The sequence below is a fragment of the Streptomyces sp. NPDC032745 genome, from assembly GCF_055579465.1.
In genome coordinates, this window is record NZ_JBVING010000007.1 from 188182 (window position 1) to 200812 (window position 12631).

Here is a 12631-nt window from a genome sequence, read left to right on the forward strand (position 1 = left end):
GGCGTTGGGGACATGAGCCAATCCGGTGACGCTGCGCCGTGGAGGCAGCGGAGCGTGTGACGAGAGGGAAGGGATGGCTGTGCCGATTTCCCGCGGAATCGCGCCTTGGGGGGTGACATCCACGCAGGGAGATGAACCATGACGTCAGACCCGCACACGGCCCTCGAGCCGGAGACCGACCCGGCCTCGGGCGAACCGGTGCACTGCTGGAACCTGGACGACTTCGAGGCGCTCGACTTCGACCCGTTCCTGCACGACCGCCTGCGGGACAAACGGGCCGCCCGGATCCAGCTGCCGTACGGCCAGGGCAGCGCCTGGCTGATGGCGCGCTACGCCGACGTGAAGGCGGCGACCACCGACCCGCGCTTCAGCAGGCAGGAACTGGTCGGCCGTACGATCACCGCCTCCTCCCCGCACGCCATCGCCTCGCAGCAGGCGTCCATGAACTACGCAGACCCGCCGCGCCTCAACGACATGCGCCGCGTGGTCGCACGGGCCTTCACCGGCAAGAGCATGCAGAAGCTGCGGCCGACCGTGCAGAAGACCGCCGACAGCCTGCTGGACGCCATGGAGCGGCACGGCTCGCCGGCGGACCTGGTCGAGCACCTGCACGGCCCGTTCCCCCTCGCGGCCGTCGCCGACCTGCTGGGGATGCCGCAGGACATGCGCAGGAACATGACCTCCTGGGCCAACGTGATCATGACGCCCGGTCCGGCGCCCGACAAGAGCACGGACGCCCTGAAGACGGTGCGCGAGTGCATCGTCGCCCTGCTCGCCATGCGGCGCGAGAAGCAGAGCGACGACCTGGCCGGGGTCCTCGCCGCGGCCGCCGACGCCGGTGAGATCACCGATCCGGAGGCCGTCTCCATCGCCACCGCGATCCTGGTGAGCGGTGCGCACGCGGTACGCAACAACAGCGCGAACATGATCTTCGCACTGCTCACCCATCCGGAGCACCTCGAACGGCTGCGCAGGGAGCCGGAGCTGATCCCCCAGGCCGTCGACGAGCTGCTGCGCTTCATCCCGCACCGCAGCGGGGTGGGCCTCCCGCGGATCGCCACGCGGGACGTGGACATCGCCGGCGTCACGGTCAAGGCCGGCGAGACGGTGTACTCCTCGTACCTGGCGGCCAACCGCGACCCCGAGGTCTTCCCGAACCCCGACACGCTGGACTTCGACCGCGGGCCCATCGCCCACATGGCCTTCGGGAACGGACCCCACCACTGCGTCGGCTCGATGCTGGCCCGGATGGAGTCCGAGATCATCGTCACCACGCTGCTCGACCGCTACCCGCGCCTGGCCCTGGCCGTGCCGCGCGAGCAGATCGAGTGGCAGGCCGGGGCGCTGATCCGCGGGCCCAAGACCCTGCCGGTGTCCTGGTGATACGCCGGCACCGGATAAGGGTGGTCCGGGGCAGCCCGGACCACATAGAACTGGCGGCCCTCACGGCCGCCCTGGTCGTCCTGGCGCGCACGGCCCATGTGCCCCGCGCGCCGCACTCCGCCCGGCACCGGCGTGCCCACTGGGACCGCAACCTGCCGTCGGTGGTGCACCATCCCGCACACTCGTGGCGCGCCCGCCCGGGCTCCCCCTTCGTCTAGCGGGGCCCGTCGACGCCGACGGGCCCGGCCGGCCGGGCCCGTCGGCGGCAGTCCGTCAGGCGCGGACCGGCTTCGGCGCGGCGGGGGCCGGGGTCGCCGAGGCGGCCGGGGCCGCCGGGCCGGTCGCGGTCGCGGAGCCGGCCGAGGGCGTCGGGGCGGCCGGGCTCGCCGAGGCCTGCGGATCGCAGGTGACCTCGTCACGCGGGGTGTAGTGCGTCCGGTAGGTCTCCCGCTTGACCTCCTGCCCGCCCTGGACGAAGACCCGGTCGACGGCGACGTCGAAGCCTTCCAGCGGGGTCTGCACCTCGCAGGTCGGACCGGAGCCCGTGCGCTTGGCCGGCGGGGTGACGTTCGTCCGCGGGCCCTGGGTCGCGCGTATCTCGTCGTACTTCTTCGTGCCGAGCAGGCTGATGGTCACCGAGGTGTCGGTGGACTCGGCCTGGACGTAGATGGCGTGGCCCGAGTCGTTCTTCCAGCGCAGGTCGAGGGTGCCCCAGGCGACGGTGGCCTCACGGCCCTCGGGGTACCGCTCGATGTAGAACGAGTGGGCACCGTGCTCCAGCGGCTTGACGCCCGCGAAGAACATGGCGTTGTACATGGTCGTCGCGACCGCCGAGACACCGCCGCCGGGCGACTTCACGTACTGACCGTCGTTGATCATGATGCCGTCGACGAAGCCGTTCTCCTTCGTCCGCTCGCCGACCGTCTTGTTGAAGCTCCACGTCTCGCCCGGCAGCACGACGGAGCCGTTGATCCGCTCCACGGCCCGGCCGATGTTGGTGGTGCGGTACGGCGCGGCCGGGAACTTGACGGTGAAGGAGGACACCTTCTCCTTGATGCCGAGGCGCTGTGCGTTCTCGGCGGTCAGACGCGGGTGGACCGTCTTCACGGCGACCTCACCGGTACGGGCGGCGCCCGAGCGCGTCAGCAGCGGGACGACGGCGTCGGCGAAGGCCTTATCGGTGACCTGGATCCCGGAGCGCCCGTCCTGTTCGACGACCGCCCGGCCGGCGGAGTCGACGCGGAAGGTGGCCCCGCGGGAGGGGCTGGTGGCCGCGGCCACCTGCCGGGCGACCGCGGGGTCGGCCAGCAGCCCCTTGGAGTCGAGCTTCGGAACCAGCCGGCCGTGGGCGTCGGGCTCGACCGCCAGGTGCCGGCCGAGCACGGCGGGGGTGAGGGTCACGGTCCTTCCGGCCACGGTCAGGGTGATCGGGCCGGACATCGCGGGCTCGGCGAACTCCTTCAGGGCCCGGGCGGTCTCCTGCTGACCCACCGCGGGCGCCTTCTGGTCCACGGGGAGCGTGACCGGACCGCCCTGCGGGCGCAGGTAGGCGGCGCGGACGGTATCGGCAGCCTGTTCGGCGCGCACGGCGAGACCGGTGACGGGGGCGGTCGCCTTTGCCGTGCCGCCCTCGAAGGTGACGTCGCCGTCGCGGGCCTGTCGTCCGGCGGCGGCGATCCGGTCGACCTCGGCCGTGCTCGTCGGGCCGTCCGTACGGATCACGGGCTCGACCTCGCGGTTCTCGGCCGGGGTGAGCAGCCGCCCGATCACGCTGAAGGGGTCCGCTCCGGTCTGCGCGGCGCGGTCGACGGTGGCGGCGGTGTCCAGGGACAGCCCGAAAGCGGCGGGGGCGGCCTTCTCGGTGCGGTCTCCGATCCGCAGCTCCATCGGGGCGGCCGCGGCCGGACCGAGCGCGCGGTCGAGGGCCGCCCGGGCCTCCGCACGGCTCATGCCGCCGATGTCGACCCCGCGTACCTGGGTGCCGTCGGCGATGGCGTCGCCCGCCACGGCCAGACCGGTGAGGTAGAGGCCGCCGAAGCCGAGGACGGCGGCCCCGCCCACGAGGGGGAGGGCCGTCCGCCGGTTGATCGTGAGGCGGTGTACGCGTCGCATGTGTCTCGTCTCTCCCGGTGCCGGTGGCGCTGGTACGTCGGTGTGGACCGGGAACCAGCATTCACCAATTCGGACTAACCGGGGCAAAAATGTGCCTGTTCTCACGAGGGGGACCAGTCCGAGTGCCACCGGAACCAAGGCCACCGAAGTAAGGCCACTTAGGTTGGATTGGCCCTGTCCGGTCGTCCGGGGAATGCCACATCGTGAGGCCTGTCGGTCTTTGGCTCCCTGAAAGGCTCCACCGGTGCCCCTCGCCCCCGCCCGCCCCGCGCGGCGTCTCACGCGTCGACTCCTGCAGCTCTACGTCGGGCTCGCGCTCTACGGCGCGAGCTCGGCGTTCCTGATCCGCGCGGGTCTGGGGCTGGACCCGTGGGACGTCTTCCACCAGGGGCTCGCCGAGCTCACCGGGTGGAGCATCGGCACGATCTCCGTGGCCGTCGGGGCACTGGTCCTGCTGCTGTGGGTGCCCCTGCGGCAGCGGCCGGGGCTGGGCACCGTCTCCAACGTGTTCGCCGTCGGCCTGTCCATCGACGCCACGCTCGCGGTCATGCCGGACGTGCACGGCACGCTCGCGCAGGCCGCCGTACTGACGGCGGGCATCGTCCTCAACGGTGTCGCGACCGGCCTCTACATCGCCGCCCGCTTCGGGCCGGGGCCCCGCGACGGCCTCATGACCGGGCTGCACCGGCGGACCGGGCGGTCGCTGCGGCTGGTGCGGACCGGGATCGAGCTCACGGTCCTCGCGGCCGGGGTCCTGCTGGGCGGGACGGCCGGCGTCGGCACCGTGGCGTACGCGCTGGCCATCGGCCCGCTCTCGCAGGTCTTCCTGCGCGTGTTCGCCCTGCCCGGCGAGGAGGGCTCCCCGGGCGGCGGCCGGGCCGGAGCGCAGTCCCCGGATGCAGCTCGGGCCACGGATCCGGCGCCCGCCGCCGATCCGGCCCGGTCCGCAGCTGCGACACCGGCAGCGGCAGCGGCAGCGGCAGCGGCACAGGCTCCGGCACAGGCACAGGCACAGGCACAGGCCCCGGATTCGGATCCGGCTCCGGCTCCGGCTGCGGCTCCGGCTCCGGCACAGGCACAGGCCCCGGATCCGGCTCCGGCTGCGGCTGCGGCTGCGGCTGCGGCTCGACGGAACTGACCCGGGCGCATCCGGCGCTGGCCAGGCGGCTCGAGGGCCTGCGGGCCGGTCTGGAGCAGGGGGCCGGCCTGGACTCAGACGGCTTCGGGGACGGCGGCGGGGTCTCGGACGACACCCGGCGGCAGCGCCGGCTGGCGCGGGAGTGGGATGCGCTGGTGACGGAGATCCGGCTCCAGCCGGGTTTCACGTACTTCATGCTCCCGCTCCCCTTCGCCGAGCTGTCGCAGGCGACCGCCGCCGGGCCGGTGGTCCTCGTCAACGTCAGCCGCTACCGCTGCGACGCCCTGGTGGTGACCCCGGGCCGGGTCCGGCTCGTCCCGCTGCCCGGTCTGGACGCGGAGGAGGCGCAGCGCCGTACGGAGCGGTACCTGGCCGCCGTGGACCGCATCGGGCGTCCGGGGGCGCCGACCGGTCCCGTGCAGCAGACGGTCCTGGACACCCTGGAGTGGCTGTGGGACACGGTCGCCTCGCCGGTGCTGGACGCCCCGGAGGCGGCGGACCGGCAGGGGAGGCGCCTGTGGTGGTGCGCCACGGGGCCGCTGGCACTGCTGCCGGTGCATGCCGCTGGCTACCACGATCCCGACGACGAGCGGCCGTACGACGCCGTGGTGGAGCGGGTGGTGTCCTCGTACATGCCGACCCTGCGGGCCCTGGCCCGGGCGCGCAGGCCCGCGGCCGCCCCGGACGGGCCGCGCCGGCTGCTGGTCCCGGCGGTGAGCGGGCGGCCCGGCTACGCGCCCTCGCTGGAACCGCTGCCGGGCGTACGGCGGGAGGCGGAGGCGCTGCGGCGGCGCTTCCCCGGGCGGCACACGGTCCTGGCTGACGCCCAGGCCACCCGGGCGGTGGTGCTGGACCTGCTGCGCTCGCACAGCTGCGTCCACTTCGCCTGCCACGGCGGCCAGGACCTCGCCGACCCGGCTCGGGGAGCCCTGTACCTGTGCGACGGTCCGCTGACGGTGACCGCACTCGCCCGGCTCGACCTGGAGTCGGCGGAGCCGGCGGTCCTGTCCGCCTGCCAGACCGCGGTGGGCGGCACGGAGCTGCCGGACGAGGCGATCCACCTGGCCGGCGCCCTGCTGCTGGGCAGCTTCCGGCAGGTCGTCTCGACGCTGTGGACCGTCGGGGACGACACCGCACGGCGGGTCACGGAGATGCTGTACGGGGTCCTCGGCGACTCCGCGGGCACCCTGCACCCGCGCCGCCCACGCCCTGCACGAGGCGGTCGTCCGCATCCGCCGCGAGGATCCGTACCGGCCGATGGCCTGGGCCTCGTACGTCCACTTCGGGCCGTAGATCCGGTCATCCGACCTGACGGCGGACCAGCTCGTGGAACAGGCCCTGGGTATCGGCGAGCAGTTCGGCGGGCGGCCCCTGCTGGGCGACCCGGCCGTCCGACATCACGATCACCCGGTCGGCGTCCATGACGGTGGACAGCCGGTGGGCGATCACGATGCGGGTGGCGCGCAGGGTGCGGGTGGACTCGATGACCACGCGCTGGGCCTCGTTGTCCAGTGCGCTGGTGGCCTCGTCCAGGAAGAGGATGCGCGGTTTGCCGATGAGCGCCTGGGCGATCATCAGCCGCTGGCGCTGGCCGCCCGAGACGGTGCCGCCGCCGTCGGACAGCACGGTGTGCATGCCCATGGGCATGGCCTTGATGTCCTCGGCGAGGCCCGCCAGGGCGGCGGCCTCCGCCGCCTCCTCGAGGGAGTACGCGCCGGAGCCGCGGATGCAGTCGAGGATCGAGCCGGAGAACGGCTGTGCGTTCTGCAGGACGACACCGCACTGGCGGCGCACGGCCGCCTGGTCGAGTGCGGCCAGGTCCTGGCCGTCGTACAGCACGCTGCCGGAGGCGGGCCGGTCGAAACCGATGAGCAGTCGCAGCAGGGTCGACTTGCCGCAGCCGCTGGCCCCGACGACCGCGACGAACTCACCGGGCCGCACCTGGAAGGACACGTCGTCCAGGACGAGCGGGCCGTCGTCGGCGTACCGGTAGGAGAGGTTCTTCACCTCGACGGCGCCGCTGAGCTCGCCCGGCCGGATGCTGGAGCCGCGTACTTCGGGGGTCGCCTGGAGGAGCGGCTTGACCTGCTCGAACATCGGCTGCACGGCGGCGGCCGAGAGGAGGGCGCCGGTCAGCTGGGTGGCCGAGGACAGCATCATCGTCACGGCGGTGCTGAACGTGAGGAACTCGCCGGCGGACATGCTGCCCCGGGCCGGGCCGGCCAGCAGCATGAACATCACGAGCGTGCACAGCGGCAGATAGACCGCGTTGAGCACCGTGACGACGTTCTTGATCCGGCCGATGCGCTGCTGGAGCTCGCGGGTACGGGCGAACTCCCGTGCCCAGGCGGCGTACGCGAAGCTCTCGGCCGCGGCCACGCGCAGTTTGGGCAGCCCGCGCAGGGTCTGGAACGCCTGGTTGTCGAGCTTGTTGCCGATCCTGATCAGCCGGCGCTGGTAGCGGAGCTGCCACAGTCCCAGGCCCAGGAAGACGACGGCGATGGCGAGCAGCATGGCGACCGCGGCCAGTGCCAGCGGCACGCTGTAGACGAGCAGCAGCACGAGGTTGATCGTGCCGACGGTGCCCGCCTGCAGGGAGACCGAGACGATGCCGGACAGCACGGTGCGGATGGAGCTGATGCCCATGGCCGCGGCGGCCAGTTCCCCGGTGGAGCGGCCGGCGAAGAACGTCACCGGCAGCCGGAGCAGCCGGTCCCAGACGGCCGGCTGCAAGGTGGCCTCGATGCGGCCTTCCATGCGCAGGAGGGAGTTGTTCTGCAGCAGCATGAAGGCGGCCGAGACCACGCTGGTCGCGATGAGCGCCAGCGCGGTCTGCACGATGAGGCTCTCCTCGGCGTGCGGGACGTACGCGCCGAGCACGCGGCCGGTGGCCACGGGGACGACCGCGCCGAGGCCGACGGCGCCCAGCCCGCCCACGACGAGGCTGCGCAGGTCCGCGCCGCTGCCGCGGACGCTGAAGCGGAGCAGGTGCAGCAGGCCCGGCTTCCGGTCGGGCAGCGGGCGGTAGAACATGACGGCGTGCGGCTCGAACGCGTCCGCGCTGCCCTGGCCGAGGCGTTCGCGCGCGCCGGTGGCGGGGTCGACGGCCTCGTACCGGCCGCGCCGCCACAGCAGCGCGACGGGGGTCCCGTCGTCCGCGCGCCGGCCGACCAGGGGGCCGCTGTTCTCCCGCCACCACCGTCCGCCGAGCCGGACGGCGCGGGTGCGGATCCGGGAGGCGAGCGCGATGCGTTCGACGGGGTCCGTCCGCTCGGAGGCTGCGGCGCCGCCGCCCGTCGGCTCGGTCAGGGCGATGCCGCCCGCGGCCGCGACCAGGCGGCACGCGGCGAAGGTCGCGTCGTGGCCCGCATCGCGGCGTGAGCCCCTGCGGGAGCGGCCGATGGAGGCGAGCAGGGTGCGGTCCGCCTGGGTACGGGCTGCCTCGCCGGCCTCGATGCCGGCGGCCGTGCGGTCCTCGTGGGCGCGCTCGTCCTGCTCGATCCAGCGGTCCAGGGCGTCCAGCAGCCGGTACTGCTGGTCCACCATGCCCTGCCACACGGCCCCGTCGACGAGGAGCGTGCCGGCGGGCGCGGGCATGCCGGCCGCGGAGTTGTGGGTCTCGTACACGGCGCCGTACTGCACGCTCCCCGGGGGGACCTGCATCCACAGGATGTCCTCGTCGGCCCCGCCGGGGGCGGCCGTGGCTCGGCCCTCCAGCGGCGCCTGGTACAGCACGCGCAGACCGCGGCCGATGCCGCGGGCGAAGGCGTCCTCGAGGGGGCTGGGCACGGCGTCGGCGAACCCGTTCTGCCAGGGATCGGCGTGCCACCCCCAGGCTCCGTCCGCGGGGACCCCCTGGGCTCCGTACTCGGGGCGGTACAGCTCGCGCAGCTCGATGCGGCGCAGTACGCAGCCCTGCAGCGGGCGCCCGGTCAGCGTGTGGGCGGGGCCCTCGGCCGGGCCGAGCAGCAGCGTGCCCGACTCGAGCCGGCCCAGGAAGTGCCAGTGGCCCGCCTGGGCGGCATCGACGGCGAACAGGTCCAGCTCGCCCTGCACGACGAGCCACAGTACGAGCGGGCCTTCCAGCGACAGGCTGCGCAGGCCCGTGCAGTCGACCGGCGTGCCGAGGCCGCCGAGGGCCGCGACGACCGGATCGGGTGCGGTGTGGGCCTGGTGGGGCTCGTAAGTCTGGTGGACCGGGTGGGTTGGATGGGTCTGGTGGGTCTGGTGGGTCTGGTGGGTTGTGTAAGTCATGTGCGTCTGGTGGGTCTCGTGGGACTGGTGAGGGGATGTCACGTCAGTGCTCCTTCACCAGTCGGGCGTACGCGCCCTGCGCGGCGATCAGGTGCTCGTGCCGTCCGCGTTCCACGACCGTGCCCCGGTCGAGCACGACGATCTCGTCGCTGTCGCGCACGGTGCTCAGCCGGTGGGCGATCACCACGCACGCGCAGCCGCGGCGCCGCAGGTTGTCGATGACGATCTGCTCGGTCGCCGCGTCCAGGGCGCTGGTCACCTCGTCCAGGATCATGACGCTGGGGCGGCGCACCAGGGCGCGGGCGATCTCCAGGCGCTGGCGCTGGCCGCCGGAGAAGTTGCGGCCGTCCTGCTCGACGTGGCTGTGGATGCCGCCGGCGCGGCGCCCGACCACGTCGTACACGGCGGCGTCCTGGAGGGCGGCGATGACGGCCTCGTCCGGGATGGAGGGGTCCCACAGCGCGACGTTGTCGCGGACGGTGCCCTCGAAGAGGAAGACGTCCTGGTCCACGAAGGAGACGGAGGCGGCCAGCGCGCCGCGCGGGATGTCCTCCAGCCGCATCCCGTCGATGCGGATGGCGCCCGCCCAGGGGGTGTGGAGGCCGGATATCAGCCGGGAGACGGTGGATTTGCCGCTGCCGGAGCCGCCGACGAGCGCGACCTGCTGCCCGGGGCCGACCGCGAGCGAGACGTCCTTCAGCAGAGGTGCGTCCAGCGGGCTGTACCCGAAGGTGATGCCGTCCAGTTCCACGTGCCCCTTGAGCCGGCGGGTACCGGCGGCGGCCTCGCCCCGCGCGTGCCGCAGGTAGAGCGGGTCGACGGGGAAGTTCTCGACGTCCTTGAGGCGGGCGACGTCGGCGGCGAAGTCCTGGATCCGGCCGGCCACGCCGCCCAGTCGGGTGATCGGCGCGGTGAAGCTGGTGACCAGGGCCTGGAAGGCGACGAGCAGGCCGACCGAGAGGTGCCCCTCCACCGCCCGCAGGCCGCCGATCATCAGGATCAGCGCACTGTTGAGCGCGGCCAGCGTCGGCGCGACGACGGCCAGCCAGGCGCTGGGGACGCCGAGCCGCTGCTGCACGTCGAGGGTGACCGCGTGCTGGCCGGCCCACCGGCGGAAGAAACCGTTCTCCCCGCCGGTGGCCTTCATCGTCTCGATGAGCTGGAGGCCGCTGTACGAGGTGTTGGTGAGCCGGGCGCTCTCGGCGCGCAGCTTCTGGGTGCCGGTGGCCCGTACCCGCATCACGATGCGCACGGCCGCGATGTTGAGCAGCGCGATGAGTACGCCGACGGCGGTGAGCTGCGGGTCGTACGTCCACAGCAGCACCGCGTAGAGCACGACCACCACGGCGTCGACGCCCGCGGCGGCCAGGTCCCGGGCGAGGGTCTCGGCGACCGCGTCGTTGGACTGGAGGCGCTGGACCAGGTCGGCCGGGTTGCGCTGGGTGAAGAAGGTGACCGGAAGCCGGAGCAGGTGCCGCAGAAAGCGGGCGCTGCCGAGCGTCGAGGAGATGATGCGGCCGCGCAGCAGGTTGGCCTGCTGCAGGGAGGTGAGCACGGCCGTGAGCACCAGGGCCGCCGCCATCGAGGCGAAGAGCACGCCCAGCAGGGACGTCTGCTCGCCGATGAGGAACATGTCGATGTACGTACGGCTCAGCGCGGGCACCGTCGCTCCGACGGCCACCAGCAGGAGGCTGGAGACCACGGCGGCGAGCATGGTGCCCGAAGTGCCGCGCAGGCGGGCCGGCAGGGCGCTCATGACGCCTTGCCGGCGGCCGGTGCGGCGGAAGCCCGGACCGGGCTCGAAGACGAGCGCGATGCCGGTGAAGCCGGTGTCGAACTCCTCCATGGGGACGAACCGGCGGCCCTTGCCGGGGTCGTTGATGTACACGCCCCGGCGGCCGAGGCGGCGGCCCATCCCCTCGTAGACGACGTAGTGGTTGAACTCCCAGAAGAGGATGGCCGGCGGGTTCACCCCGGCGAGCGCGGCCAGGTCCATCTGCATGCCCTTGGCCGTCAGTCCGTAACCGCGCGCGGCCTTGAGGAGGTTGCCGGCGCGGGAGCCGTCCCGGGACACCCCGCACGCGATGCGCAGCTCTTCCAGGGGCACGAAGCGGCCGAAGTGGCCGAGCACCATGGCGAGCGCGGCGGCGCCGCACTCCACCGCCTCCATCTGCAGCACGGTGGGCGTGCGTACGGTACGGGGCGTGCGGCCCCGGGGGACGGCCGGACGGCGGCGCCGGCGCCCGCCGGGCGCGACCCGGCCGGCCGGGGGCCCGGAGCGGGGCCGGTTCGGGGAGGTGTGCTGCGGCACGGTCACGGAAGCAGCCAATCGACGGGGCGCTGTGCGGCGAGGTGGACGGCTCCGGTGACCGGTGTCGTGGAGTCGACGGGGTACGGGGGCCCGCCCGCGGAGGACCACCGGTAGCCGGAGGTGGTCGCGGAGGAGCGTTCGAGCTGCACGAGCACGGCGACGGGGTTGCCCTGGCCGGCGAACTGGGCGGCGAGGCGGGAGTCCCCGAGGAAGCCGGTGAGCTGCGCCTGCGTCTGGGGCGCCCGGCCGACTTCCTTGACGCGCCCGCGCAGCACGCCGAACTGCTGCTGGGGGGCGGACTGGACGGTCAGGTCGACCGGGGCGCCCACGCGGATCTGCGCGGCGTTGCCGGCGGGCAGGTAGAGCACGGCCACCAGCGGGTCGTCCGTGTTCTTCACGCGTTCCACGGTCGCGACGTCCGCGCCCGTCGTGACGACCGAGCCGGTCTTCGCGGCCAGGGTCGTCACCCGCCCTCCGGCGACCACGCGTACGGTCCGCTCACCCTGGTCCGTGGCGAGCTGGAGCAGCGGCGCGCCCGGGGGCAGCAGTTGGCCCTCTTTGGCGAGTACGGCGGTGACCTGTCCGGCGAACGGGCTCTGCAGCAGATAACTGCCCTCGGCGTGCGTGAGGATGCCGGGTGCGGTCAGCTTGGAGGAGACGGATCCGGTGAATGCCCAGAAAGCCGCGGCAGCCATGACGACGACGGTGACGGCGAGAACGAACCGGCCCTGCGGGCGTGCGAAACGTACGGGCAGATCAAGTTCTTCGGGCGATTGCAGCTTGGAGAGCGCCTTTTGACGGAACTGCACGAACTATCCTTCGCCTGCATTCTTCATTCTTGAAACGGGCACCCGTGAACCCCGGAACGATGACGTCCCGGGGTTCACGCGCGCTGCTGGCCGGCTCGGCTCAGAGGCCGGCGACACCGGCACGAACGCCGACGATGCCCTCGACCTGGCCGGGCAGGGCCAGCGCGCCGTGGACCGTGTCGAGCGAGGTCACCGTGTTCACGACCTGGAAGACGTCGCCGGTGACGGCGCCGAGGAGGCCACCGGAAATGCTGACACCGCCGGAAACCGCGTCCAGTTCGTCGTCGGCGATCTCACGGGTCTCGATGTCGTTACGCATGATGTGCGCACCCTTCAGTTGTCTGAATGTTTCTCAAATGGCGTGGGCGGTCTGCGACTAGGCGGTCCGACCACTTCCGAACATCACTTCGGTGGGCAGATGTAAGCACGCGAACGGGTCACCCGGCCAACCGCGTTGACGCCCTCTCCCGCGCCAGGTGACCGTTCACCCGGCGGGCTTTCCGATTGATTCGACGGATCGCCACGGGTTCTCCACAAGATCGAGTAACAAAACGAAATGCCCCACCACCCCCACGCCCCGAACCCACCCAAACCCCCACCACCCGCAAAGGCCGCCACCGCATC

Annotated in this window: 7 protein-coding genes and 2 pseudogenes; 4 read left to right on the forward strand and 5 right to left on the reverse strand. The window is 72.9% G+C overall.

Going from position 1 to position 12631, the window contains the following annotated elements; genetic code table 11:
• The first annotated feature begins 138 nt into the window (after positions 1 to 138).
• Positions 139 to 1383 carry a cytochrome P450 gene (locus tag ACZ5WG_RS20005; RefSeq protein WP_468724752.1) on the forward strand — a complete coding sequence of 415 codons (1245 nt, stop codon included), beginning with the start codon at positions 139 to 141 and terminating at the stop codon, positions 1381 to 1383.
• On the forward strand, positions 1380 to 1601 hold the full coding sequence (locus tag ACZ5WG_RS20010) for an acyl-CoA carboxylase epsilon subunit (protein WP_468724754.1): 222 nt from the start codon (positions 1380 to 1382) through the stop codon (positions 1599 to 1601). Before ACZ5WG_RS20005 ends, ACZ5WG_RS20010 begins: the two co-directional genes overlap by 4 nt.
• Positions 1602 to 1656: 55 nt before the next feature.
• Here ACZ5WG_RS20010 and ACZ5WG_RS20015 read toward each other — a convergent pair whose 3' ends face one another.
• Positions 1657 to 3495, reverse strand: a complete 1839-nt coding sequence (locus tag ACZ5WG_RS20015) for a VanW family protein (protein WP_468724756.1) — start codon at positions 3493 to 3495, stop codon at positions 1657 to 1659.
• Positions 3496 to 3739: 244 nt separating this feature from the next.
• On the opposite strand from ACZ5WG_RS20015, the pseudogene yczE reads away from it, so the two are divergent.
• Both yczE and ACZ5WG_RS20025 read left to right on the forward strand, forming a co-directional pair.
• Positions 3740 to 4357: pseudogene (gene yczE, locus ACZ5WG_RS20020) on the forward strand (membrane protein YczE); the annotation flags it as partial.
• Positions 4358 to 4827: 470 nt separating this feature from the next.
• A pseudogene (locus tag ACZ5WG_RS20025) lies at positions 4828 to 5781 on the forward strand (CHAT domain-containing protein); the annotation flags it as partial.
• 151 nt (positions 5782 to 5932) lie between these two features.
• On the opposite strand, the gene ACZ5WG_RS20030 reads toward ACZ5WG_RS20025, so the two are convergent.
• The 4 genes from ACZ5WG_RS20030 to ACZ5WG_RS20045 all read right to left on the reverse strand — a co-directional run bounded on the left by ACZ5WG_RS20030 (position 5933) and on the right by ACZ5WG_RS20045 (position 12326).
• Positions 5933 to 8887 carry an NHLP bacteriocin export ABC transporter permease/ATPase subunit gene (locus ACZ5WG_RS20030; protein ID WP_468724757.1) on the reverse strand — a complete coding sequence of 985 codons (2955 nt, stop codon included), beginning with the start codon at positions 8885 to 8887 and terminating at the stop codon, positions 5933 to 5935.
• Between the two features lie 43 nt (positions 8888 to 8930).
• Positions 8931 to 11057, reverse strand: a complete 2127-nt coding sequence (locus ACZ5WG_RS20035) for an NHLP family bacteriocin export ABC transporter peptidase/permease/ATPase subunit (RefSeq protein WP_468725059.1) — start codon at positions 11055 to 11057, stop codon at positions 8931 to 8933.
• A gap of 143 nt (positions 11058 to 11200) precedes the next feature.
• Entirely contained in the window at positions 11201 to 12007 is an 807-nt protein-coding gene (locus ACZ5WG_RS20040; protein ID WP_468724758.1) for a hypothetical protein, read from the reverse strand.
• Positions 12008 to 12107: 100 nt separating this feature from the next.
• The gene (locus tag ACZ5WG_RS20045) at positions 12108 to 12326 is read right to left on the reverse strand and encodes a hypothetical protein (protein ID WP_030297568.1); all 219 of its coding nucleotides are present in this window, start codon (positions 12324 to 12326) and stop codon (positions 12108 to 12110) included.
• Positions 12327 to 12631: the final 305 nt, after the last annotated feature.